At 51.2% G+C, this 24,543-nt stretch carries 29 protein-coding genes and 1 tRNA gene; 23 read left to right on the top strand and 7 right to left on the bottom strand.

Annotated features, from left to right (window positions below; translation table 11 throughout):
* Positions 1-143 precede the first annotated feature (143 nt).
* From SE18_RS09770 to trpD, 5 genes are all read left to right on the top strand, one after another.
* Positions 144-707, top strand: a complete 564-nt coding sequence (locus SE18_RS09770; RefSeq protein WP_054534261.1) for an NADPH-dependent FMN reductase — start codon at positions 144-146, stop codon at positions 705-707.
* A 54-nt stretch (positions 708-761) separates the two neighbouring features.
* Positions 762-1,865: a VOC family protein gene (locus tag SE18_RS09765; RefSeq protein ID WP_054534260.1), complete on the top strand. Its 1,104-nt coding sequence runs from the start codon at positions 762-764 to the stop codon at positions 1,863-1,865.
* Positions 1,855-2,478: an alpha/beta hydrolase gene (locus tag SE18_RS09760; protein WP_054534259.1), complete on the top strand. Its 624-nt coding sequence runs from the start codon at positions 1,855-1,857 to the stop codon at positions 2,476-2,478. The genes SE18_RS09765 and SE18_RS09760 overlap by 11 nt, the downstream gene beginning before the upstream one ends.
* Positions 2,479-2,595: 117 nt before the next feature.
* Positions 2,596-2,671, top strand: a tRNA-Pro gene (locus SE18_RS09755).
* Positions 2,672-2,732: 61 nt separating this feature from the next.
* Positions 2,733-3,749, top strand: coding sequence for an anthranilate phosphoribosyltransferase (trpD, locus tag SE18_RS09750; RefSeq protein ID WP_054534258.1), 1,017 nt, complete (start codon positions 2,733-2,735; stop codon positions 3,747-3,749).
* On the opposite strand, the gene SE18_RS09745 is transcribed toward trpD, so the two are convergent.
* The 4 genes from SE18_RS09745 to SE18_RS09730 form a co-directional block, all read right to left on the bottom strand.
* Positions 3,746-4,741, bottom strand: coding sequence for a glycosyltransferase family 2 protein (locus tag SE18_RS09745; protein WP_152976599.1), 996 nt, complete (start codon positions 4,739-4,741; stop codon positions 3,746-3,748). The genes trpD and SE18_RS09745 overlap by 4 nt on opposite strands.
* A 45-nt stretch (positions 4,742-4,786) precedes the next feature.
* A complete protein-coding gene (locus SE18_RS09740) occupies positions 4,787-5,242 on the bottom strand; it encodes an FtsB family cell division protein (RefSeq protein ID WP_054534257.1) in 456 nt (151 codons plus the stop codon).
* 102 nt (positions 5,243-5,344) lie between these two features.
* On the bottom strand, positions 5,345-5,782 hold the full coding sequence (locus SE18_RS09735; RefSeq protein ID WP_054534256.1) for a bactofilin family protein: 438 nt from the start codon (positions 5,780-5,782) through the stop codon (positions 5,345-5,347).
* Complete coding sequence (locus SE18_RS09730) at positions 5,779-6,309, bottom strand: DUF4446 family protein (protein ID WP_054534255.1); 531 nt, start codon at positions 6,307-6,309, stop codon at positions 5,779-5,781. The genes SE18_RS09735 and SE18_RS09730 overlap by 4 nt, the downstream gene beginning before the upstream one ends.
* A 394-nt stretch (positions 6,310-6,703) precedes the next feature.
* On the opposite strand from SE18_RS09730, the gene SE18_RS09725 reads away from it, so the two are divergent.
* The 12 genes from SE18_RS09725 to SE18_RS09670 all read left to right on the top strand — a co-directional run bounded on the left by SE18_RS09725 (position 6,704) and on the right by SE18_RS09670 (position 15,457).
* Positions 6,704-7,684 (top strand): small ribosomal subunit Rsm22 family protein, encoded by a 981-nt coding sequence (locus SE18_RS09725; RefSeq protein WP_054534254.1) that lies wholly within the window; start codon positions 6,704-6,706, stop codon positions 7,682-7,684.
* A 274-nt stretch (positions 7,685-7,958) separates the two neighbouring features.
* A complete protein-coding gene (gene erpA, locus SE18_RS09720; RefSeq protein ID WP_054534253.1) occupies positions 7,959-8,405 on the top strand; it encodes an iron-sulfur cluster insertion protein ErpA in 447 nt (148 codons plus the stop codon).
* A gap of 76 nt (positions 8,406-8,481) precedes the next feature.
* Positions 8,482-8,913, top strand: coding sequence for a VanZ family protein (locus SE18_RS09715; RefSeq protein ID WP_054534252.1), 432 nt, complete (start codon positions 8,482-8,484; stop codon positions 8,911-8,913).
* Positions 8,906-9,382, top strand: coding sequence for a hypothetical protein (locus SE18_RS09710; RefSeq protein ID WP_054534251.1), 477 nt, complete (start codon positions 8,906-8,908; stop codon positions 9,380-9,382). Before SE18_RS09715 ends, SE18_RS09710 begins: the two co-directional genes overlap by 8 nt.
* Before the next feature lies 1 nt (position 9,383).
* Positions 9,384-9,707, top strand: a complete 324-nt coding sequence (locus SE18_RS09705; protein ID WP_054534250.1) for a rhodanese-like domain-containing protein — start codon at positions 9,384-9,386, stop codon at positions 9,705-9,707.
* Between the two features lie 12 nt (positions 9,708-9,719).
* Positions 9,720-10,091: a DUF309 domain-containing protein gene (locus tag SE18_RS09700; protein ID WP_054534249.1), complete on the top strand. Its 372-nt coding sequence runs from the start codon at positions 9,720-9,722 to the stop codon at positions 10,089-10,091.
* Positions 10,092-10,101: 10 nt separating this feature from the next.
* Positions 10,102-11,088 carry an HD-GYP domain-containing protein gene (locus SE18_RS09695; RefSeq protein WP_054534248.1) on the top strand — a complete coding sequence of 329 codons (987 nt, stop codon included), beginning with the start codon at positions 10,102-10,104 and terminating at the stop codon, positions 11,086-11,088.
* A gap of 41 nt (positions 11,089-11,129) precedes the next feature.
* Positions 11,130-11,954, top strand: coding sequence for a class I SAM-dependent methyltransferase (locus SE18_RS09690; protein ID WP_083469809.1), 825 nt, complete (start codon positions 11,130-11,132; stop codon positions 11,952-11,954).
* Between the two features lie 50 nt (positions 11,955-12,004).
* Positions 12,005-12,535, top strand: a complete 531-nt coding sequence (locus tag SE18_RS09685) for a beta propeller repeat protein (RefSeq protein WP_054534247.1) — start codon at positions 12,005-12,007, stop codon at positions 12,533-12,535.
* 17 nt (positions 12,536-12,552) lie between these two features.
* Positions 12,553-13,473 carry a MerR family transcriptional regulator gene (locus SE18_RS09680; protein WP_054534246.1) on the top strand — a complete coding sequence of 307 codons (921 nt, stop codon included), beginning with the start codon at positions 12,553-12,555 and terminating at the stop codon, positions 13,471-13,473.
* A gap of 86 nt (positions 13,474-13,559) precedes the next feature.
* Positions 13,560-14,534, top strand: coding sequence for a phytoene/squalene synthase family protein (locus tag SE18_RS09675; protein WP_054534245.1), 975 nt, complete (start codon positions 13,560-13,562; stop codon positions 14,532-14,534).
* Positions 14,531-15,457, top strand: coding sequence for an SDR family oxidoreductase (locus SE18_RS09670; protein WP_054534244.1), 927 nt, complete (start codon positions 14,531-14,533; stop codon positions 15,455-15,457). Before SE18_RS09675 ends, SE18_RS09670 begins: the two co-directional genes overlap by 4 nt.
* A gap of 42 nt (positions 15,458-15,499) precedes the next feature.
* On the opposite strand, the gene cax is transcribed toward SE18_RS09670, so the two are convergent.
* Both cax and SE18_RS09660 read right to left on the bottom strand, forming a co-directional pair.
* Positions 15,500-16,612 (bottom strand): calcium/proton exchanger, encoded by a 1,113-nt coding sequence (cax, locus tag SE18_RS09665; RefSeq protein ID WP_054534243.1) that lies wholly within the window; start codon positions 16,610-16,612, stop codon positions 15,500-15,502.
* Positions 16,613-16,721: 109 nt separating this feature from the next.
* Entirely contained in the window at positions 16,722-17,489 is a 768-nt protein-coding gene (locus SE18_RS09660) for a TerC family protein (RefSeq protein WP_054534242.1), read from the bottom strand.
* 84 nt (positions 17,490-17,573) lie between these two features.
* Between SE18_RS09660 and SE18_RS09655 the strand changes: the two genes are divergently transcribed.
* The 6 genes from SE18_RS09655 to SE18_RS09630 are packed head-to-tail and all read left to right on the top strand — an operon-like array spanning position 17,574 to position 24,007.
* Positions 17,574-19,385 carry a helicase-associated domain-containing protein gene (locus SE18_RS09655; RefSeq protein WP_054534241.1) on the top strand — a complete coding sequence of 604 codons (1,812 nt, stop codon included), beginning with the start codon at positions 17,574-17,576 and terminating at the stop codon, positions 19,383-19,385.
* A gap of 11 nt (positions 19,386-19,396) precedes the next feature.
* Complete coding sequence (gene recO / locus SE18_RS09650; protein WP_054534240.1) at positions 19,397-20,158, top strand: DNA repair protein RecO; 762 nt, start codon at positions 19,397-19,399, stop codon at positions 20,156-20,158.
* 56 nt (positions 20,159-20,214) lie between these two features.
* Entirely contained in the window at positions 20,215-20,898 is a 684-nt protein-coding gene (locus SE18_RS09645) for a PH domain-containing protein (RefSeq protein ID WP_054534239.1), read from the top strand.
* A 48-nt stretch (positions 20,899-20,946) separates the two neighbouring features.
* Entirely contained in the window at positions 20,947-21,792 is an 846-nt protein-coding gene (locus SE18_RS09640; RefSeq protein ID WP_054534238.1) for a purine-nucleoside phosphorylase, read from the top strand.
* The gene (locus SE18_RS09635; protein WP_054534237.1) at positions 21,782-22,474 is read left to right on the top strand and encodes a CAP domain-containing protein; all 693 of its coding nucleotides are present in this window, start codon (positions 21,782-21,784) and stop codon (positions 22,472-22,474) included. Before SE18_RS09640 ends, SE18_RS09635 begins: the two co-directional genes overlap by 11 nt.
* A 9-nt stretch (positions 22,475-22,483) precedes the next feature.
* The gene (locus SE18_RS09630; RefSeq protein ID WP_054534236.1) at positions 22,484-24,007 is read left to right on the top strand and encodes a mechanosensitive ion channel family protein; all 1,524 of its coding nucleotides are present in this window, start codon (positions 22,484-22,486) and stop codon (positions 24,005-24,007) included.
* Here the strand turns inward: SE18_RS09630 and SE18_RS09625 are convergent, their stop codons facing one another.
* The gene (locus SE18_RS09625) at positions 24,008-24,496 is read right to left on the bottom strand and encodes an HIT family protein (protein WP_054534235.1); all 489 of its coding nucleotides are present in this window, start codon (positions 24,494-24,496) and stop codon (positions 24,008-24,010) included.
* Positions 24,497-24,543: the final 47 nt, after the last annotated feature.

Genomic DNA, 24,543 nt, shown 5'->3' with positions numbered 1-24,543 from the left:
CCTGCTGCTCTTTTATCATTTAACCAGAATACGGACGCTGCCAAGGACAAAAAGATGGACAGGCCTGCGGACAACACGATCGTATTATCGCGATACAATCAGGGTGTGATTATCAATAACTCATTGTTGGAGGAAGTTCGTCTATGGCAGACCCACTCAAGATTGTTGGAATTTCGGGCAGCTTGCGCAAGGATTCGTTTAACACAGCCCTGCTGCACGCCGCCGCCGAATTAATGCCCGCCGACGTGGAGTTTAGCATCGTCACCTTGCACGACATCGAGTTGTTCAACGAGGATGTCGAACGCGAGGGCTTTCCCGCCGCTGTTGTTGCCTTGCGTGAGGCCATTAGCAACGCCGATGCCTTACTGATCGCCACGCCAGAATATAACTACTCGATTCCTGGGGTATTAAAAAATGCCATCGATTGGGCTTCGCGGCCCGGCAGCGCTGGCGAGATGCCACTCAGCGGCAAGCCTTTGGGCATTATCGGCGCAAGCGTTGGCGCTTATGGCACGGCACGCGGCCAACATCACTTACGTCAAGTAACGGTTAATACCAACATGCATCCCTTAAATAAACCTGAGGTGATGATTACCTTTGCAGATAAAAAGTTTAGCGCTGGTCAACTCCACGATGAACCAACCCGCAAGGTTGTACGTACACATTTAGAAGCGCTTGTGGCTTGGACGAAACGGTTAAGTCAATAAATCTTTAATTAGGGCAACCGGGTCGTCGCATGTTCACACAAAGGAGTGTTGATTATGTCGATTTTGGGCTTACATCATATTACAATTGTTAGTGCAGATGCGCAGCGGACCGTCGATTTTTACACTGGAGTATTGGGTCTGCGCTTAGTCAAGCAAACCGTGAATTTCGACGATCCGGGCTCTTATCATCTTTATTTTGGTGATGCGCATGGCTCTGCTGGCACGATCATCACCTTTTTTGAATGGCCGCGTGCCCCACGTGGGGCAACTGGCCTTGGTGGCACCCACCACCTTGCGCTGAGCGTCGCCAACGAACAAGCCTTGCTCAAATGGAAGCGGCGCTTGCTCGATGCCAAAGTGCGAGTCAACGGCCCCTATGATCGTAATTATTTCAAATCGCTGTACTTCCGCGATCCCGATGGCACAATTTTGGAAATTGCCACCAAAGGTCCAGGTTGGACGGTCGATGAGCCATTGGAAAGCCTTGGCCAAAAAGCCATGCTGCCGCCGATGGAATTGATGAGCATTAACCGTAACGAATGTGATATTGCCACCATCAATTGGCCCGAACCAGTGCCGGAAATTACTGCCGATATGTCGTTGCACGAAGGCTTGCACCATATCTCAGCCATCGGCGCAAGCGTCGAGCGCTCGCACGAGTTTTATGCTGGGGTGTTGGGCTTGCAACGGGTCAAAATGACCTACAACTTCGATGATCCAACGGCAGCCCATTGGTATTGGGGCGCTGATAATGGCCGACCTGGAACGCTCATGACCTATTTTGAGCGTGATCCAGCCCATACCCGCCCAGTGCGCATGGGTGCTGGCCAAACCCATCATATTGCCTTTGCGGTTGCCAACGACGATGAGCAATTGGCATGGCGCGAACGCTTGCTCAGCTTTGGCAAACGGGTTTCGCCAGTGCAGGATCGAACCTATTTCAAAAGCATTTACACCAACGATCCTGATGGCCATATTATTGAACTCGCAACCCTAGGCCCAGGCTTCGCCGTCGATGAGCCAGTTGAACAATTGGGCAAAACGCTCAAATTGCCGCCATGGCTCGAACAACAACGCAGCCTGATCGAAGAACATCTTACGCCATTGGTTATTCCATGTAGCACATTGGCAGTTGTGGAGCAAACTCATGCATTCTAATCCGATTCTTCAAACTGGCAGCAGCCTCGAACAAGCCACAGGAGCCATGGTTATGGTTCATGGCCGTGGCGCTGATGCTGAAAGCATTTTGAGTTTGAGCCAAGCCTTTGAGCGGCCAGATTGGGCGTATCTTGCGCCCCAAGCAGATAATCACACCTGGTATCCGCAGCGTTTTATCGAGCCAGTTGCGCGCAATCAACCAGCGCTGGATTTTGCCCTAGCCGCAGTTGGCCAAGCCATCGCTCACGCTGAAGCCCACTATATTCCGCGCCATAAAATCGTGGTTTTGGGCTTCTCGCAAGGGGCATGTTTGGCCTTGGAATGGGTAGCGCGCAATGGGCAGGGCATCGCTGGCGTGGTGGCCCTAAGCGGCGGCCTAATTGGCGAAGGTACCCATTTGCCAAGCTATAGCAGCGACTTAACTGGCACAACTGCGTTTCTTGGTTGTAGCGACCGCGATTTCCATATTGCTGCCGAGCGGGTGCGTGAAAGTGCTAGCGTTTTTGAGCAAGCTGGGGCCACTGTCGATCTGCGGCTTTACCCAAATATGGGCCACACGGTCAACGACAATGAAATTGACGCAATTCAGGCCTTGTTGAACAAGCTGGGCTAGTTGCAATCGAGCAGCAAAGAACGTTCAAAAAGCGTGGTTTGCTGCTCGGTTTCGGGTAATTTGACAAACAAACTATTCTCCGCTATAATGCTCCGCGCAACGATAAAAAAAAAGCAACGGGGTGTAGCGCAGTTGGTAGCGCGCGACGTTTGGGACGTTGAGGTCGTAGGTTCGAATCCTATCACCCCGACCACTAACAACGAGAGCAAATTGCTCTCGTTGTTTTTTTTGTTGTTTTGCTGCAAGGAGCGACCATGCAGATTCGCGATGCAATTATTACGGTTACCAATCGGGTGGATTTAAGCCAAGACGATGCGGCGGCGGTGATGGAGCAGATGATGAATGGCGAGGCCACGCCAGCTCAAATCGCGGCCTTGCTCACAGCGTTACATTTCAAAGGCGAAACAGACGCAGAAATTGCTGGCATGGCCCAAGTGATGCGCGCCAAATCGCTGGCCGTGCCCCACGATGGTGGCGTGGTCGATACTTGTGGCACTGGCGGCGATCATTCAAATACCTTCAATATTTCGACGACAGCGGCGTTTGTGGCTGCTGGCGCTGGCGCAACCGTGGCCAAACACGGCAATCGTGCCATGTCATCAAAATGTGGCTCAGCTGATGTGCTCGAAGGCTTGGGGGTCAATATCGAGCTTGATGCAGACGGCGTGGCTCGCTGTTTGCGCCAAGCTGGTATTGGCTTTATGTTTGCGCCCAAGTTTCACCCTGCCATGCGTTACGCTGGGCCGGTGCGGCGTGAAATTGGCATTCGCACAATCTTTAATGTGTTGGGGCCACTGACCAACCCAGCGCGCGCCGAGTATCAGGTAATTGGGGTTGCTAACGCCGAGCTAGCCGAAAAATTGGCTAATGCGCTGAGCAAAATGGGCATTCGGCGCGCGCTTGTGGTCCATGGCAGCGATGGCCTTGATGAAATTTCAATCAGCGCCCCAACTTTAGTGTTTGATGTGCGCGCTGGCAGCAACCCACAAGCCTCGACGATTACCCCCAATGATTTTGGCCTAAGCCTTGCCCCGCGTGAAGCGATTGCAGGCGGCTCTGTCGCCGAAAACGTCGCCATGACCAAGGCAATTCTTGATGGCAGTGATACTGGCCCACGCCGCGATATTGTACTTTTGAATGCCGCTGCTGCACTGGTTGCATGCGAACGCGCCGCATCATTTGGTGAGGCGATGAGCCAAGCCCAACAAGCAATCGCAACTGGCGCTGCTAACCAACGTATGCAACGGATGATTGCCGCTAGCCAAGCCTAACGCTGCTTGATCAGCCGAGCCAGCGCTTGGTTTTCACGCCAAATCGCCAACGGCGAACGAGCTGGTTGAATCCAGCGATCAAGTTCATTGATTGATGCAGTGCGACGAGCTTGAATCGCTTGGCGCTGTTGACGCAATTGAGGCCATTGGCGCAAGCCATACAAACGGCCAGTGATCGTCGTCCAGCGGCGGCGCACAAGCGCTTGAGCACATGCTAAACCATCGTAAGCCAGCATCAACGCTAGATCACGGGCCAACAACGGCGTTGGCCAGCAACGCAGAATCGCCCGCCAGCGATTGCGCGCAATCAGCCAATCTTTGAACGGCGAGCCTTCGCCGCCTGTTGCCGAGTAAATATGCCGCACAACGGCCTGCGGCGCAAGCATGGTTTGCCATTCTCGCAATTGCAAACGCCACGCCAAATCAACATCTTCTAAATAGGCAAAATAGCCTTCATCAAAAATGCCAACATCGGCTAAAGCAGCGCGCCGATAGGCTACCGCCCCGCCACTGCCACCCCAAATTAGATATGGCTGTTGCGCCAATTGCGCAACTGGCTGCAATAAGCCTGCATCTGTTGCCACCCCATCACGATAGAGCTGAATCCCAGCAGAGGCGATAATCGTGGGCTGGTGGGCAAAGGTAAGCACGCCAGCGCTGGCAGCAAGGGTTGGCTGCTGTTCAAACGGCGCTAAAATGGCCGCAATAAAATTTGGCTCAACGATTGCATCATTATTCAACAACAGCAGCACATCGCCACGCGCCACGTGCAAACCAACATTGACCCCGCCGCTAAACCCGCGGTTTTTGGGTAGCGCCAGCAAACGCACTTGGGGATAGTGCTGATGCAGCCACGCCGCTGAACCATCGTGCGAGCCATTATCCACCACCAGCACTTCAATCGAAGCATCGCACTGAGGCAATAGAGCATTCAGGCAATCGGCCAGCAGAGCGCGGCCATTCCAATTTAAAATAATGACAGAACACTTCATATAAAAAAAGCGATTGGTTGCCCAATCGCTCAATCCTTATTACGCTTACGAATCAAAGAGCATAGCCAGCCACCGTCGCCAATTGGGCGTTGGATCTGCTGGCGGCAACCCAACTGGCTCAGCTGCTGGGCTATCCAAGGCCGCAGTTGGCGAAACCGTCAAGGTTGGCGTAACCACGCTAACATGCAAAACAACATCGCCAGGCTTAGCCATGTCGAGCATATCGCGGGCAGCCAGCTCAATTGCTGCATCGGAGCGCACGTAGGCAGCCCGATCGCGCAAGTTTTGGCTTTCGGCGGTTAAGCGGGCGTTTTCGGCCTCTAAAGCTTGAGCCTGCTGCTCCATGGTATAGCCTTGAACGACCAAGCTGCCAAACAGCACCATAAGATACAGCGCAAACGCAGCTAAGCCCCACGTTACCACCAGCGTTGCACCGCTACGCAATTGGGTTGGTTGCGGAATTTGGGATTTACGCCATTGTGGCCAGCGCCAACGAGCCATAACACCCTCCTCAATCGATAAAGAGCAGGGTTAGCCTAGCACAATGGTTTGGCAAAATCAGCCAGCCATGATGACAAATTGCTAACAGCGCTGCTTGAGGAATTAAACCCCGCTTGGTTCTTCGTTTAAGCGTGAGCGTGGTGCATCGAGCAACAATGGCTCATCGATGTTGGACGTCATGCTGCTTTGGCCACGGAACAAACCGCCTGGCTCGATATGCAACGAAGCGGCAGTAATATCGCCCCAAACCTTGCCTGAAGGCGAGATTTCGAGTTGCTCGGTTGCCACTACTTGGCCTTTGACAGCGCCTGAAACGTGAATATTTTGGGCCTTGAGGGTCGCAATCACCCGTCCGGTTGAGCCAACGATCAAATTGCCAAGCACCTCGATTTCGCCCTCAACAGAGCCATCAACCCGCACGTTGCCGTCGGATTTGAGGGTTCCAACAAAGGTGGTATTGGCTCCAATCACGGTTTCAGGCTTGCCAGTTGGTGATTGAGCAATAGGTTGTACCACTTTTTTGTTGCCGAATAAGCTCATGAATTGCCTCCTGTTGTAGCGGGTAGAGCTGCTGATTCCGGTGCATCGAATTGGCCAAGCGCTTGCGCGATTGACGCAACTTCTTCTTCGGAAAGCGTATGGGTCGATTGGCCGCGTTGCACGGCTTTGGCGTAGGTGCGCACACCTGAGCGACTATAGATACTGCTCAGGACAACCCCGGTTTGTTCGCCATCAAGCAGGGCCAAAGCATAGCTTTGATCGCCGCCAACGTCGTCAAATGGATTAAAACGCACCAGCCCAACATGATGCAGGCTGCTATGACCCAAACGCCGAACTTCACGTTCGAGTGTGGTTATTTGATCATCGTGATGCGCAACTTGCAGTGAGCGTTGCAGCCAAATATCTTCGAGATGTTCAGCATCAACGCCTTTGGTGAGGGCAGTATACCGTTGATCGGTGGCACGCAGACGTTTGCTTAAACGCCCAATCCAGACCAGCAAGCCAACAATCAGAAGGCTACTGCCGATCCAGAGATAGAAACCATAGGTTGTCCAAAAAGCTATCAAGGATATGCCTCGTCTTCAAAACTGCCTTCCATTATAAACGAGGCTATCACCCTCACGCAAACGACAACCAAGAACATAGAGCATAAATAAGGATGAAGGATGAAGGATGAGGGATGAAAGTAAAGGCAGAAGGCAAAAATCAGAAGTTAGAAAAAAAGTAAAAGGGAATAGTAGATAATCAAATTAATCTGTGGCCAACGGAAAGGATGAAGGATGAGGGATGAAAATTGACCATTCGTGCAATTCGTGCAATTCGTGGCTAAAAAAAGCCTTCGCGGTTTCAATCCTTCGTGCTCTTCGTGCCCTTCGTGGATCAACATTGACATGCGCTTATTTTGCATAACTTAGCGAAATCGGCTAGCATGGAATGCTGAATTATGCTAGGAGTTTGGGTATGTTGCCACCAGCCTTGCGGGTCGCCTTGGAACGAGCATTAACTGGCACTGATCAAAAGCGTTTGGCCACGGCTGCGAGCGGGCTTTCCGAGCGCTATCGCGAAGGTCATAGCCGCACTACCGCGCCGTTTGTGCAAAATGCCGCCGATGTGTTGGCCTACGCCGCCACGCGCATGCCCGCAACCCTTGGCGCGCTTAAGGCTGCGTGTAGCGAAATTGCCCAACGCCAACCAAATTTCAAACCGCAAACTCAGCTTGATCTTGGGGCCGGAACTGGCGCTGCAACCTGGGCTGCCAGCCTCGTTTGGCCGACGCTTCAGCAGCATCATTTACTCGAACGCGAAAGCACAATGCTGCAATTAGGTCAACGCTTGATGCAAGCAGGCCCAAGCTCATTGCAACAGGCTCGTTGGCAACAAGCCAATTTGCCCAATTCGAGCAACGTGGGCAGTTATGATTTGGTAACGATTGGCTATGTGTTGGGTGAATTAAACACAAGCCAACGCCAGCAATTATTTGCTCAAGCCTGGCAAGCCACCAGCGGCAGCTTATTAATCGTGGAGCCAGGCACACCGCGCGGCTTTGAATTGATTTTGGCGGCGCGTGAGTTTTTGCTTGGGCAACAAGCCCATTTAATTGCACCCTGCCCACATGAAGCAACCTGCCCAATGCAAGCCAATGATTGGTGCCATTTTGCCACGCGGATCGAGCGAACGCGCTTTCATCGCAGCCTCAAAGGCGCAGAGCTTGGCTACGAAGATGAAAAATGGAGCTATATCGCGGTTAGCCGCCAGCCAACTCAGCTAGCACCAGCGCGGATCATACGCCATCCTTTTCAGCAACCACAGCGTATTCAATTGCAATTGTGCACGCCCCAAGGCTTGCATAGCACCACGATTAATAAACGTGATGCCCAATGGAAAGCAGCGCGCAAAGCAGAATGGGGCGCTAGCTTCGAACCAAATCTGGGCCAAGATTAACCTTATTCATTGAAAACCATGCTGAATATGCCCCGCAGACCGTGCTATACTATTGAGGGTATCAGCACATTCCACAGCTTCATTAACCCTGCTGAATTCCAGCACAAGCTCACATCAATTGTTGGCCGAATGGCCCTTGACAGATGTGCTTTTTACCCTTGAAACAAGCCAAGCCTTGCTTGCGTTTCAAGCTTTTTTCAAGTATGCTACAGGGAAGCAAATGCCATTTGAAGGCATGTTGTCTACCTGATTTTCCGGCACAGGAGGCTCTCAAATGAGCGATGTAGCAGTAAAACCAATGACTGCCATTGAAATCGATCCAGCATTGGTCACGGTGACGGCATCAGCAGCAAATCGGTTGTTGTCGATCAAACAAGAAAAAGAATTGTCCGATGAATATGCGCTGCGGGTTTTTGTGGCTGGCGGCGGCTGTTCAGGCTTGCAATATGGTATGAGCTTCGATGATCAAATCAACGAAGGCGATACTGAATTCTACGCAAGTGGCTTGCGCGTCTTGGTCGACCCAATGAGCGCTCAATACATTGGCGGCGCATCGATTGACTATATCGATAGTTTGATGGGTGGCGGTTTCAAAATTGATAACCCCAACGCAACCTCAAGCTGTGGCTGTGGTAGCTCGTTCAAACCAAAAGATGGCGAAGCTGCTGCCAGCGGTGGTGGCTGTGGCAGCGGGGCTGGCGGCGGCTGCGGCTGTCACTAAGCCTACGCCCAACGCTTAAGCTGTTCTACGATCCAGTGAGCGGGGACGAGTCTCTCGTCCCCGTTTGTTATGTTTCATGAAACGATCAAGCTTCTATCTCTGGCTTGGTAGCCTGTATACATTGGCCGTATTTGGCCTAGCATGGCATAATTGGACTGGTGGAAATAGCCAACCCATTATTCAATCGCAGGTCGGAGCAACGATTAGTGCCGCCATCCAGCAAGGCGGGCGCGCGGCCTTAATTAATGTCGTTGGCAATCTGGCGGCGTTTGCTCCCACAGCGTGGCTTTTGGCCTACTGGCGACCAGCCCTCCGGCTCTGGCAATGTTGCTTAATTGGGCTTGGGTTAAGCTGCCTGGTGGAGCTTGGCCAATATTGGCTGGGCTATCGGGTTGTCGATATTGATGATGTTGTGTTGAATAGCCTGGGGTTTGGCTGCGCTGGCTGGTTGGCGAAGCTTAGCCAACGCCTAATGCTCCATTATACGAGGGAAGTCGATCGTGCTTAATCCAGCCTATGGCGAGCATTGGCTCACTGCTTATTGTTTCCAAAGCACCAATCAGCAAATTGTTGCCGCAGCAGTGCGCATGATCACCCAATGTCAGGATCAAGCCCCGTTGTCCGTGACATGGCAACCAACCCAAGCTTTTGGCGAACATAATGGCCAAGGCATGCCAACCTCGTATCATATTGCGCCAGCCCAAGCTGATTGGGTGATCGTTTACCCAAATCGCTATGCCAATTTAGCCTTTGCCTCATCACTCTCACGTCAATCGCGCAAACTAACGGTGGCCTACTTTCCCCAACGTCGCGAGGCTTGGGAGCGTGGGCACCCTGCCGAACTGCCAACAATGCCCGAATTAGCGCTAGTGGATTGTCGCTATTTTAGCCAATTGATTCAGCCGCCAGTCGCCGATTGGTCAGCTTGGATTCACCTGTGGCATCCACGATGGAATGCCCCTAGCCAAGGAGCTTAATATGTACAACAACCAAAGTGCCGAAGAGATTGCTGCCCGGATTGCCGCTGGCGAAGATTTGTATTTGCTTGATGTGCGCGAACCAAACGAATGGGAAATTGCCAGCATTGCCAAGAGCGAACACAAAGCCATGAGCCACATTAACGAGTGGGTCGGCGAATTGCCCCAAGATCGCGAAATTGTGGTGTTTTGCCATCACGGCGGACGCTCAGCCCAAGTTTGTCATGCCTTAGCAACCCAAGCAGGCTTCACGCAACTAACGAACATGACTGGCGGGATTGATCGCTGGTCGCTGGCGGTTGATCCTAGCGTCAAGCGCTACTAAAATTGCAGCATCATGCAAGTGCCTGTGCAACAAACGAGCGAGTTTATCCAAGGCTACGAGCTGTTTAACGCTGGGCACTATTGGCATGCCCACGAAGCGTGGGAAGTGCAATGGCTGCAACGCAGCGGCGTTGAACGGAGCTTGCTTCAAGGCCTCATCCAAACAGCTGCGGCGCTAGTGCATTGGTCGCGTGGCAATCAGAAAGGGCTTGGGCTAAATTGGCAGAAAGCCGCGCCTAAACTGCAAGCCAGTGTCGCTTGGGTCGATTTTTTAGATCTGCAGCATGTGATCGTGACGATGCAAGCACTTGTTGACGATCAGCTTGATCAGCCGCCGCAATTGCGTTTCGTTTCAGCTTCCGATCCACTTAGCAATCAACCTTGAGGGTATCAGCATGTCGGAGATCATTTTAGTTGTTGATGATGAAGCTCGTAGCATTGATACCTTGCGACGGGTGCTTGAACGTGAGCGCTATACCGTGCGCGTTGCCCGCAATGGGGTTGAGGCCCTCGACGATATTCAAATCTGTATGCCAGATTTGGTGTTGCTCGATGTGACGATGCCTGTGATGAATGGCTTTGAGGTTTGCCGTCGTTTGCGCGACCGCGAAGAAACGCAATTGTTGCCAGTCGCCATGCTCACTGGCCTCAACGACGATGAATCGCGGATTTTGGGCTTGGAGATGGGTGCTGACGATTTTATCAACAAGCCGTTTGAGCGCACAGTCTTGTTGGCGCGGATTCGTTCGCTGTTGCGGGTGCGCCGCCTAACCGAAGAACTCGAAAGCACCGAGCGCGTGATTTTCACCTTGGCCACCACTGTCGAATCGCGCGACCCCTACACCGAAGGCCATTTGCGGCGTTTGGCCTCGTATAGCCATGCCTTGGCAACCGCCTATGGTTGCGATGCCAAAGAAGCCCGCTTGATTCGCTATGGTGGTTTGTTGCACGATATCGGCAAAATTATCATCCGCGAAACTGTGCTCCAAAAAGAGGGCAAGCTGACCGACGAAGAATATGAAGAGATGAAGAAACATCCGCAAATTGGGGCCAATATTGTTGCTCCAATGCGCTTTTCAGTTTCGGTCGGGCCAATGGTGCTGCATCACCACGAACGCTGGGATGGCAAAGGCTATCCCCACGGCATTGCCGGTGATACAATTCCCCTAGGCGCGCGGATTATCGCCGTCGTTGATAGCTTCGATGCCATGACGACTGACCGCCCCTATCGCAAAGGAATGAGCCGCAGCCAAGCTGTCCAAGTTTTACGCTCAGGCCGCAACACCCAATGGCAGGCCGAATTGGTCGATCTCTTTGTCGAATTGATCGAACATGGCCATGTTGCTTCGGATGATCTTAGTTGGGTGCTGCACAATGACTAAGCTCAATCCGCCACGCATTGGCGTTTTAGGTGAGGTAGGTTATGCATCCAGATGTACTGCCATGGCTGCGCTGTCCGGTTTCACAAACTAGCCTAAGCCTGCACGATGCCCGTTGGCGCGATGGCATGGTTTGGTCAGGAAGCTTGGTGAGCGCTGTTGGTCAGCAATGGCCAATTCGTGATGGGATTGTTGATCTGTTGCCGCGCTCTGCTGCTTGGAATGGCGCGCAAGTGGTTAATCGCTTGCCGTTGGCTGCGTGGGGCTACGAACGGCTTTGGCGTTGGCAAGCCTTGAGCAAACTCAGCGGGCGTAGTTTCCCCTTGGATGAAGAAGTAGCCTTATTAATCGCCCAGTTAGCACCCCAACGTGGCGGCATCTATCTCGACTTAGCCTGCTCGAATGGCCTCTATGCGCGCGCGATTGCCGCCAACCTCCCTGCCGATAGCCATTGCGTGGCGCTTGATCATTCATTGCCAATGTTGCGCGAAGCTCAACGCCGCAGCCACGCCAAACGCCTCAAAATTAGCTATATTCGTGGTTTGGCCGAAGATTTGCCCTTTGCCGACCAATCTTTGGCTGGGGTTGCCTGTGGTGGCTCGCTCAACGAGTTTGTGCGCCCTGATCGAGCGATTTCCGAGGTGCGGCGCTGTTTACTAGCCGCTGGCCGCAGCTTTTGGATGCAAGCCCAACAGGCAGCTTCACGTTCAGGCCGTTTGTTGCAAACCTTTTTGCTCAGTGGCGGGATTCAATTTTTGGCTGGCGATCAATTTGTTGCTAGTTTACGGGCTGCTGGCTTGCATATTTCGTTTGAGCAACGCGATGGCGCGGTGCAAATTGTCGCGACCCGTGGCCGTATTATTGCTTAACTGCTACGACTTTTGCCCATAATCCAACTTTCTAGCGCAGGATCGAACTCATGGCACAAGCACAATTACTCTATATTGGCACGGATCATGGCGTGGTCTTACTCAGCAATCCAGGCCGTATTGATCGCTGGATTTCGGTTGGGATTGAATTGGCCGATCAGGCGATTCAGGCAGTTGTGTGCCAAGCAGATGCCCCAATGCAAGCCACGGTTTGGAGCAGCGAGCAGGCCTGGCAAACCAACGACGGCGGCCAAGCGTGGCACATGCTTGAGCCAACACCTGCACCACCATCACCAAGCCAGCAGCTTGAATTAGCGGGCCAACCACCAGCAAGCATTCGGATTGCCAGCGATTCCAACCAATTAGAGCGCAACGATGGCACTGCTTGGCAAAGCTTACAGCTTGGTCAAGTTGGCCAATGGAGTTGTTTAATGAATGTGGCCTATCAAATTGATAGCCTGTATGCAGCCACCAATGCTGGCGAAGTTTGGGTTTCGAGCGACCGAGGCCGAACATGGGCATGCTTGAGGCAGCAACTTGCTCCAATCAATGCCTTGGCAATTGGTCGGGTTATCTCGTAAAGACGTTGGTGGAGTGCATGAGCAAAATAAGCAACCGTTTTAGCCAATTTAGCCAAGAGCCGTTGTATAACACCAAAGCTGTGGTCCAGCGCACTGGGGTTGCCGCAGATACGCTACGAGCGTGGGAACGGCGCTATGGAATGCCGTTTCCTGAGCGCACTGGAGGCCGCCAACGCGCCTATTCCGAACGCGATATAGCGATTATCGATTGGCTGCGCCAACAAACAGAATCAGGCTTAACCATTAGCCAAGCAGTTGCCTTGCTGCAAACTGGCAGTGCAATCGAACAGTCGACAACCTATGATCCAGCAGGCTTGCAAGAACTGAGCAACACCTGCGTTCAAGCCTTACTGAGCTTCGATATGCTCAAAGCCGAGGCAATTTTGAACCAAGCTTTCAGCCTGTATCCAGTTGAAACTGTTTGTATTGAGGTAATTGAACGGACGATGGTGGCAATTGGCGATGGTTGGCATGCAGGCACAATTTCAATCTCACAGGAACACGCGGCCACAGCCTTTATGTCATTGAAATTAAGCAACCTGATTCATCAAGCTCGCACCCGCTTCAATCGGGGCTTGATTATCGTAGCAACTGTGCCTGGCGAGCAGCATGAGCTTGGCGTGATGATGGTGGCGCTGTTTTTGATGCGCCGTGGCTGGCGCGTGATTTATCTTGGCAGCAACCTACCAACCTCAGAATTGCTGCATACCGTGCAACGCTTGAAACCAAAATTAGTGGCCTTGAGCGCGACTACCAGAGAAAACTATGGCCAAGCAGTGCATATTTTGCAGGAACTGAACAAGTTGACAAAACCACTGATTATTGGCTATGGTGGAGCTGCACTCAGCGGTAAAGAACAGCAAAAAAGCTTGCCAGGCAGCTTTTTAGGATACAACGCCGACCAAGCATGCGATACAATCGAAGAACTATTGGCCTAATTCTTGCGCCGACTCATCCAAAGCCAATATGTTTGCGTAGCACCTAAAAGCAAACCATGGTGAGTCTGTAGCAGGAAGGATGTGCTATGTCTTGGCCTTCGCTCGATCCTCAGATGTGCGCTGGATTGACCTTACCAGCCCAATTTATTCCAACCGTTGCCGAGAGCGTTTCACATCAACTCAGCAACCAATGGCTTAATAATGCCTATGCCCATTGTACCGAACTAACCAACGTGCATTCAAAGAGTTTCTATTTTAGTACCCAATTGTTGCCAGTCCGTAAGCGTGATGCAATTCGGGTTTTGTATGCTTTCTGTCGAACGAGCGACGACTTAGTGGACATGCATCCCGAAACTGCCCCAGAGCGCTTGCAACATTGGCTCAACACCTTGCGTTCGACGCCTCGCCACGACGACCCCGTGCCGTTGGCATGGCACAATGTGCGCAACGAATTCAGAATTTCGAGCAAACTTGAGGCCGAATTATTGGCCGGCGTTGAGATGGACTTGTCGATTAATCGCTATGCTACGTTTAGCGATTTGTGGCTCTATTGCTATCGCGTAGCTTCGGTCGTGGGCTTGCTGAGCATGCAAGTCATTGGCTATGCAGCTGGAGCAGTGCCCTATGCGATCAAATTGGGCGTAGCCTTGCAATTGACCAATATTTTGCGCGATATTGGCGAGGATGCCCGCCGCAACCGCATTTACTTGCCCCAAGAAGATTTAGAACGCTTTGGCGTGCGCGAAGCTGATATTTTGAACGGCGTGCGTAGCCCACAAATGCAGCAATTATTGCAATTCGAAATGCAGCGCGCCCACCAACTCTATGATGAAAGTTGGCAAGGCATTGGCTTGCTCCACCCAGATTCACGTTTTGCGGTGGCCACAGCAGCAACAGTGTATCGTGGGATTCTTGATCAGATTGTGCGCAATGATTATGATGTATTTAATCAGCGGGCAAGCCTTTCGTTTGGGGCAAAATTAGCCTATTTACCCAAAATTCTCTGGCGCTTGCGCAAGCTCAACCGCGAGTTTCCGCTTGATCAATGGGGGCATGTATGATTTTAGTAACTGGTGGCACTGGCTACGTTGGCTCACGCTTGATTGAAAAATTACGCCAACGCCCTGAGCCAGTGCGGGTGCTCGTTCGAACTCCGGAAAAAGCCCAAAAGTTGGTCGCTGGCAATATTTCAATCGTCAAAGGCGATGTGACTGATCCTGAATCGTTGGTGGCAGCGATGAAAGGGGTTAGCACGGTTATTCATTTGGTGGCAATTATTCGCGAACGCTCTGGCGGCATTAGCTTCGAACGCATGAATTATCAGGCAACGGTCAATGTCGTCGATGCAGCCAAAGCAGCGGGAGTCAAGCGTTTTTTGCATATGAGTGCACTTGGCGTGGTCAACGACCCCAATTTGCCCTATATGGATACCAAATTTCGCGCCCAAAAATATGTTGAGGCCAGCGGCTTAGAGTGGACGGTGTTTCAGCCGTCGGTGATTTTTGGCGAGGGCGATGAGTTTATCAATACCTTGGCCGATTTGGTGCGTCGCCCGTTGATGATTGCCCCAGCGCCATTTGTGCCAGTCGTCGGCGATGGCAAAACCAAATTCCAACCAGTTTGGCGCGATGATGTGATCGATGCCTTTATCAAAGCGCTTGATGATCGCAGCACAATTGGCCAAATCTATCAGTTGGGCGGGCCAGATGCCCTAACCTACGAGCAAATGCTTGATCTGATTATGCAAAAATTGGGCAAAAAACGCAGCAAAATTTATGTGCCAGTGCCCTTGATGAAGCCAGCAGTATTTATGATGGATAAAATCTTGCCCAAACCACCAGTTACCCCAGCCCAATTAACCATGCTCAGCCTCGATAATAGTGCGCCGCAATCGGCAACCGAGCAATTAATTGGCCATCCGCCGCTAGCATTACGCGATGGCATCGACTACATCAAAAAGCGCAATGGCGCTCGCCATCATTAAAAAACAACCCGCCTGTTGAGCTACAACAGGCGGGTTTTGGTTTTAGCCCACAAAGAAAAAGCCAATGCCCACAATGATATACACTGCCAACAGCATCGCGCCTTCAAGCCAATTGCTCTCGCCATCCATCGAAACGAAGGTGGCAATAATCACACTTAGGCCAAGCACCATCACTTCAAATAAGCTAAAAAACAGCGTCATTTGATGATCAAACAGCATACTAATAAACACCAACAACGGCGCAACAAAGAGCGCAATTTGGGTGCTTGATCCCAATGAGATCGTCATTGAAAGATCCATTTTATTTTTGAGCGCTGCTTGCACGCCGACCAAGTGCTCGGCCACGTTGCCAACAATTGGAATAAAAATAATCCCCAAGAACAACTCGCGCACGCCCAACGAACGAGCGACTGGCTCGACCACGCCAACCAAGGCTTCGCTCATAAAGACGATTGCCAAAGTACAAACTACCAAAATGCCAATTGCGGTTTTGACGCTCATGGTGGCTTGGTGGCTTTCGATTTCGTCGGTTTCTTCAAAGCCAGTATGCGAAACCGCGCCCGAATCGCCATCGCGCAGAATGTAAATCATGCTCAGAATGTAGACAATGATCAATACAGCTGCCACGCCAATCGAAATTGCCCGCAACTGCGGATCATCAACTTGGGTTTTGAACACATCAAGCGCCAAGTTGGGGTCGGCAATTTCTTTGAGCAATTCAAACAGGGTTGGAATAATCAGACCAATCACCGCCAAGGTCATCAACGAGGCCGACATGCCAGTCAGGCTACGATCAAACTTCTGCTTGCCGTTTTTCAAGCCACCAAGCAAAAAGCTAAACCCGATAATCAGTAACAAGTTGCCAATAATCGAGCCAGTCAGCGAAGCCTTAACAAGCTCAATTTTACCTGCTTTCAACGCAACGATTGTGATGATCAATTCAGCGGCGTTACCAAGCGTTGCATTGAGCAAGCCACCAATTTTTGGCCCAGTGTGAATCGACAATTCTTCAGTTGCTTCGCCCAAAAATCCCGCCAGCGGAACGAGCGCCAATGCCGAAAAGATAAAGGTCAGCATATCGTTGTGCAGCAAGAATTCTGCGACCACTGCCAACGGTACGAACAGCAACATGTAATGAATCCAACGCAGTTTCATGGTGGATCACCTCATACTACTCAAGGGCGATTGCAAACGAGCGCTTAACGCCAACAGCGTATCGACATGTGCCAATACGCTGTTGTTGAATAAACTTTTTAAGGTTGGGTTATTTGGTGCTTTCTTCGACTGCTTCTTGCAAATACGAAGGTTGGCGCAATTCGACTGGTTTTTGAGTAACTTTCTTGACCCGCAAGTTAAGCATTTCAACCAAGACCGAGAAGCCCATGGCGAAGTAGATATAGCCTTTTGGAATGTGTTGGTCGAAGCCTTCGGCCACCAACGACATCCCAATCAGGAGCAAGAAGCTAAGTGCCAACATTTTGACGGTGGGGTGGTTGTTGACGAAATCGCTAATTTTACCTGCTGAGAGCAACATCACGCCAACGGCAATAATCACTGCTGCAATCATAATCTGAATATGATCAACCATCCCAACGGCGGTAATTACCGAGTCGAGCGAGAAGACAATATCCAAAACCAAGATTTGAGCAATTACCGAGTTAAACGATTTAGCTTTAACATTTTGTTCGTGATGCTCGGTACCTTCCAAACGCTCGTGAATTTCAAAGGTTGCCTTGCCTAAGAGGAACAAACCCCCAGAAACGAGAATTAAGTCGCGGCCTGAGATTGCTTGGCCAAACACGGTAAAGAGCGTGTTGGTCAGACCCATAACCCATGAAAGCGAGAACAAAAGCCCAATCCGTGTAAATAAGGCCAACGCCAAACCAACTTGGCGGGCTTTGGCTTGTTGTTCTTTTGGCAATTTGCCCGATAAGATCGAAATAAAGACAATATTGTCGATCCCTAGAACGATTTCAAGCAACGTCAAAGTTAATAGGGAAATCCAAGTCTGCGGGTCAGATAACCATTCCATACAGGTGCGCTCCTTCAATTAGCGAAAACGGATTCTTCCAAATTGTATGCAATCATGCTGCAATGTAAAGGGTATAATTTCTCTATGACACGAACACATGCTTCAATCGATTGGCTTGCCAGCCTTCCCACCAGCGAACGCCATGTATTGGCGCATTTGTGGCAGGTTGCCGATGCTGCCGAACTTGGTCAACCAGCAGCGATTCAAGCCTTGGTGGCGCGCTTATCCAGCGCTGAACGTTCGGCCTTGGATCGAGTGGTTGCTGCTGGTGGCAAGCTCGCGGCCAAAACGCTTGAACGCGAGTTTGGCAAAATTCGCTCACATCGTGATATTGTCACTCCTCGGGCCTATCTCTTGGCCATCCATGGTCAAGCTTCAGTGCTTGAGCGCTTGTATGTTTTGGGCTTGATTCAGCCGCTCAAAGCTGTAGACGGCGAGTATTACGTGATTTTTAGCGATTGGTTGCAAGCGTTACCAGCAGTTTCGGCCCCAAGTTTGCCAACATGGCACGAACATCCAAGCCCAAGCACCTGGATTGAGGCCGATCTCGGCCAAACTGAAAGTTTGCTGACCACGGTTTTGGCCGTCTGCTATCAGCAAGCGCTTAAACTGACGCGCCAATTACAACTTGAACGAGAAGGCTTACGGGCAATCTGTGAACGCATAGCAGTTTCTACGCCAACAAGTGAGCGCCAATTTGGCCAATTAGCCTGGATTCGCACCTGTGCAATTGAAGCTGGCTTATTGAACGTCCATAATCAACAATTGCAACTGGCCGGCAATCCGTTGCATTGGCTTGAAGCCAGCCCCAAGCAACGGCTTGAACAGCTCTTTAATGGCTGGCTTGCGAGCGATTTTGATGAATTCAGCTTAACCGAACTGCATCTTCAAGCCCGCTTCGATCTGCAAAGCGCTCGCCACCAACTTTGGCAATGTTTCCAAACTGCGCCCAGCGATCAATGGTTAGGTTTTGACGATTTGCTGGCCCACATGCAGGCAAATTATCCAGAGCTTTTGCGCAGCGATTTTGAGCAACCAAGCATTCAAGACCAGTATGGCGAGCCATTGAATGCTTGGCAGCATTGGAACGAGGTTGAAGGTGCATGGATTAAAGCTGCTTGCCAAGGGCCATTGTTCTGGCTGGGCTTGCTTGATCTCGATCAAATGAAACATCCGCAGGCCGTTCGGCTAACCCAATGGGCGAGTCATTTGCTGCAGGCTGGGCATGAGCCAAGCCAATTTGCTGGCCAACTTCAGCTTGCCAGCGATGGCTTAATTCGGATTCCGCCAACAGTCGAGCCATTGCCACGCTTTCAAATTCAACGGATTACTGAGTGGCAATCAACTGATACTCATGGCACAATGGTTGTTCGTTTAACCGCCCATTCGTATAGCCAAGCCTTGCAACGTGGCATTCAGGCCAGCCAGATGCAAGCATTTTTGCAGCGCTGGTGCGATCGGCCAGTGCCCCACGATTTGCAAACGCTGTTTCAGCAATGGCAAAGCGACCGCCGCCAATTATTGGCCCGTCCAGCCTTGTTGCTTGAAACCAGCGAACCAAGTTTGCTCAGCGAGATTGCCAAGCTGCCACATTTACCGCCCTATGCAGAGCTTAATCAGCAACTGTGGGAGTTTGAATTGGCCGATGCTGCGGCGATAACGCTCACATTGCACGAGGCTGGCTATGCACTCAATCAAGTCATCGAGCTTGATCAACGGATTAGTGACCATGATCTTAAGCAGCTACTCACAGCCATTATGACAGTGCAGCGTTTAGCCCCAAGTTTGGTCAGCGAAGCCTTGATCGAACGGGTGTTACACACCTTGCCCAGCAGCGAACGCCAACAACTCAAAACAAATGTTAAACAATGGCTACAGATCATTAACCGAAGCTAGAAGGAGCAAGCATGCGCGACCGCTTATATACCACCGAGGCGCTGATTATTCGCCGCTCCGATGTTGGCGAGGCCGATCGAATTTTGACGATCTACACACCGCAATATGGCAAGCTCAGCGTCACCGCGCGCGGCGTGCGCAAAATGACCAGCAAACTAGCAGGCCATTTGGAGCTGTTTATCCATACCCACTTGCAATTGGCCAAAGGCCGCTCGTTCGATGTTGTGACCGAAAGTCGAGTTGTGCAACCATTTCGCAGCCTGCGCGAAGACCTTTCGCGCATCAGCCAAGGCTATTATGTGGCCGAATTGCTCGACCAAATGACCGCTGACGAAAGCGATAATCCAGCGCTTTTTCGGCTTACCTGCGAAACCTTGGCTGCGCTCGATGTCTTGGATGAAGTTGTGCGCCGTGATGTCATTTTGCGGTATTATGAATTACACACACTAATTCTTTCAGGCTACCGACCACACCTGTTTCACTGTGCAAACTGTGAGCGCGAGCTTAGCCCAGAAGCCGATCGCTATAGCCCAACCACTGGAGGTGTTTTATGTCAACAATGTTCCAACAGCGAGCCACGAACATTGCCGATTAAGCTTAATACCTTCAAATTGTTACGCTACTTGGCACGGATGCCTTTAGAGACCGTCGCCAGCCTTGCGCCAGCACCAGAAACTGTGCATGAAGCTCGGGCGGTATTAAAAGCCTCATTGAGCCAAGTTTTAGAGCGTGAGCTAAAATCAACCCAATTTCTCAATTTAGTGCGTGGTTGACAAGCCTATAGCTTACCACTACACTAGCCGCGATTCCCCCTAAAGGAGCACAACCAATGAGCTATGTTGAGCAACTCTTAGCTGAAAACGAAGATATTAAATATGAAGCCCATCAGCATCCGTTCGTTTTCTTGGGACGCATTGGCTTTGAAGTCGTTGTGATGGCAATTATGATTGCCGCGATTTTTTTTATTACTAGGCTTGAGAGCGCCAAATGGCAATCGATTCAACCTTATGTGCAAATGATTTTAATTGCAATCATTTTGCTCATTTTGGCAAGTGCTGTTATTGATTTTCTACGTTGGCGCAATGAAAAGTTTTTATTAACTGATCGGCGAGTGATTCATCTCCGGGGCATCGTTAATAAAGCCAGCCTCGATTCATCGCTCGATAAAATTAACGACGTTCAAATGCGTCAAACATTTATGGGTCGGATGTTTAATTATGGTGATATTGAGGTACAAACGGCCAACGAAAATAGCGATAATCTTTTTACCTTTATTCGCGCTCCACTTGAATTTAAACGCGCCATGTTGAATGCAAAAGAAGAACATGATCGCGAACCAGCCATGTATATGCAATCGGTCAATGCCTATAAAAATTTTGTGCCACCCTATCAACGCCCGAATGATAATGATATTGAAGAATTGTTGCTGCGCTTAAACGATTTGCGTCAGAAAAACTTAATTACTGATGCTGATTTTGAAGCCAAAAAACGCGAAATTCTCAGTCGGATATAATGTCCGCGGCCATAGCAATGTGGCTATTGTTGCAAAGGATTTCAATTCATGACCACCAATCGCACGCAAGCAATCGATGGCGCAGTCGCTGCCATTCGTCGTTATACCGATCGTGTGCCCCAAGTGGGAATTATCCTTGGCTCAGGCTTGAGCCAACTGGTTGATCATATTCAAAACCCAGTTGTCGTCTCCTACAGCGATATTCCAGGCTTTGCGCCTTCGGCAGTGCCCGGCCATCGCGGCGAACTAGTGTTAGGTGAACTTGGCGGGGTTTCAGTGCTGGCCATGCGCGGGCGCTTTCACTTCTACGAAGGCTATGGCATGGATGAAGTGACCTTGCCAGTGCACGTCATGCGGGCCTTGGGAGCAGATACACTGATTGTGACCAATGCTGCTGGCGGCTTAAATGCCAATTGGCAGGTTGGCGATTTAATGCGCATCGCCGATCATATCTTTTTGCCGGGCATGGCTGGTTTTCACCCGTTGCGCGGCCACAACGACGATACGCTTGGCCCACGCTTCCCGGCCATGCTCAATGCCTATGATCTAGAATTAGGCGCAATGGCCAAAGCTGCCGCCGAACGGGCTGGCGCAACCTTACGCGAAGGCGTCTATGCAATGCTCGCAGGGCCATCGTTTGAAACTGGCGCTGAAATGAACTATCTGCGTGGAATTGGCGTCGATGCAGTTGGCATGTCGACCGCGCCGGAAGCAATTGTCGCTCGTTATCGTGGGATGCGGGTTTTGGGCATTTCGTTGATCACCAACATTGCTCACCCCGACGCGCCACCAGCCAACCACGAGGAAGTGTTGGAAGCAGGCGAAACCGCCAAGCCCATGTTTAGCGCATTAATTACCGATGTGCTAAGCCAAATTGCAGCCTATGGCAAATAGTCTGCGCGGGCTTGGCTTATTGCTGTTTGGCCTCGTGCTCGGCGTGATCATTGGGGTGTGGTGGGTTGCACCACGCCTCAATGGAACGGTGATTCGCTTTGAGAGCGCTACCAACCCAACTGCCATTTCGAGTGCGTTACCAAGCCTCGCCAGCATCACGCCCGCTTCAACCGCAACCACAACCAGCTCAGCAACCACAACCCCAAGCGTCGCGGCGAGTGCCACCAGCCAAGCCAGCCCAATTGCATCAGCAACCATCCAAGTGACCGCAAGCCTTACCAGTTCTGGCGACCTTAAACTCGATGTTTTGCTGGCAGTCAATCGTGAACGCCAAAAAACCAATTGTGTCGCTTTGGTGTTTGAGCCACGCTTACAAACTATCGCTCAAGCCCACGCCGACGACATGGCCCAACATCAAAAAATCGATCACGTCAGCAGCGATGGCCGCAGCTATAGCGAGCGGCTTGAGCAAGCAGGCTACCAATTTATTCGGCGCGGCGAAAATATTTCTGCTTGGTTTGCAACGCCGGAAGAAGTTGTAGCCCAATGGATGGATGAGCCAGTTGATGGCCCACATCGCGCTAATATTACCAATTGTGCCTATCGCCATGTTGGCATTGGCCTTGCCTATGCTGAAGATCGCCCGTATTGGGTGCTTGACATGGCAGAACCAAAACCATAAGCTATTGTTATGTTAAGTCTGTTTGAGCATATTATTCAGCCAATGTTCTGGGGAGTTGGCAGCTATGCAGGGTTGCGGCTCTTAATTCGGCTTGGGCGGCGGTTTGGGCTAATTAGCGGCTTGAACGTGCTTGGTCAATTTTTGGCGCTCAGCGCTGCTGCCCTCGTTGGCTTATGGTCGGATCAACAGCTTGAACACTGGCCGCTGCTCACCAAAATCCTCCAAACAATTGTCACCGTTTCAATTATTGCTGTAGTTTTGCATATTGGCGACCAGCTGCTCGTGCGGCGTTTGGCTGCCAATGGTCGGCCCAATGCCATCCCACGCTTGATGCGCGACATTGCGCGTGGCTTTGTGCTGCTCATGACGCTGCTCATTTGTATTGGGCATTTCTTCCAAGTGCAAATTGGCACCGTGCTACTTAGTTCAACCGTTTTTACTGCCGTGGTTGGGCTGGCACTGCAAGATTTGCTCAAAAATGTGATAGCGGGCATCGCACTGCAAATGGAACGGCCTTTTATGCCTGGCGATTGGATTTTTATCGATGCCCAGACTGGCTATGGCCGCGTTTTAGAAATGAGCTGGCGGGCGATTCGGGTCAAGCCGCGTGATGGCCAAGTAGTCGTCATCCCTAACACAATTATTGCCCAGCAACAAATTATTAATATGAGCGCAACGGGCTTGCCAGTGGCCATGCGGGTTGCAGTTACTGTCGATTGTGTCCACCCGCCGATGATGGTGCGCGAACTGTTGAAAGAAGCAGTGCTTTCGAGCCGTGGCGTTGTTGCCCAACCAGAGCCGTTTGTGTTTGTGCGCAACTACACTGCCTTTTCGACAACTTACGAAGTTAAATGTTGGATCAGCAACTACGATGATTTTCCCCAGTTGCAAGGCGATGCGCTGAGCAGAATTTGGTATGTATTTCAGCGCCAAGGCATTCACTTTGCCTCGAATGAGATGGTGCTGACCCGCCCAGAACAGGCTAGTCGCCAACGGCGGCTTGATTACACGCCTGAACAAATTTTCGAGCGTCTGCGCCGCATCAAGCTGCTTGATGGCTTGCACGAGCAAGAATTGCGCTTTTTATCGGAGAACGTCGAAATTCGCTTATTTGAGCGGGGCGAAATTCTGGCCCATCAAGGCCGCCATGAACATATTCTGTATGCGATTACCAGAGGCAAAGTGCGCGTCGAAGTTGCCCACGACGATCAGCCGCCGCTTGTCGTTTCGCATTTAGGGGCTGGCGATGTGTTTGGCGAACGCGGCATGTTAATGGATGAACCGCGTTCGGCCAGCGTGATTGCCGAAGAAGATACGCGCACAATTGTGATTGAACGCCACGATTTAGCGCCGTTGTATGCCAAAAATCCATCGTTGGCCGAACGCTTAGGCGTGATGGTTGCAGAGCGCCAACAAGCAACTCACAATTATCTTGAGCAGCAGCGCTCAGTTAACCAAAGCGCTACGCCCTCACCTGCCGCCCGCTCAATCACCGAGCGCATTCGTGATGTCTTGATCGATTTGAGCAAATAATTATAACGCTTGAAAATGGCCAACTAAGGCGGCATAGGTATCATCCATCGCTTCGGGAATCAGCTTCACGCCACCGATTAATGGCATAAAGTTGGTATCGCCGTTCCAGCGTGGCACAATATGCATATGCAAATGCTCGTCGATGCCTGCGCCTGCTGGCTTGCCCAAATTCATGCCCAAATTGTAGCCATGTGGATTCATGACTGTGCTCAAAATTGTGGCTGAGCGTTGGGTCAAATGCATAATTTCGGCAGCAGTTGCTGCTGGTAGATTGGCAAAATCGTTGGTATGAGTATAGGGCACAATCATCAAATGGCCTGGATTATAGGGATACAAATTCATCAGCACATAGCTAAATTGGCCCCGATAGAGCACATGATTTGCAGCATCGTTTGATTCTTCGTGCTTAACGCACAAGACGCAGCCTGCATCCTTGGGCGTTTCGCCTTTGACAAACTGCCCGCGCCATGGTGTCCATTTGATCTCCATTGCAACCTCCAAAAGCAAAGAACTGCTGCCATTGTAGCCGAGAATTG

The organism is Herpetosiphon geysericola (assembly GCF_001306135.1).
In the GTDB taxonomy this organism is placed as follows: domain Bacteria; phylum Chloroflexota; class Chloroflexia; order Chloroflexales; family Herpetosiphonaceae; genus Herpetosiphon; species Herpetosiphon geysericola.
The sequence above is the reverse complement of the archived record's forward strand: the minus strand, read 5'-3'. Positions and strand labels throughout refer to the sequence as shown.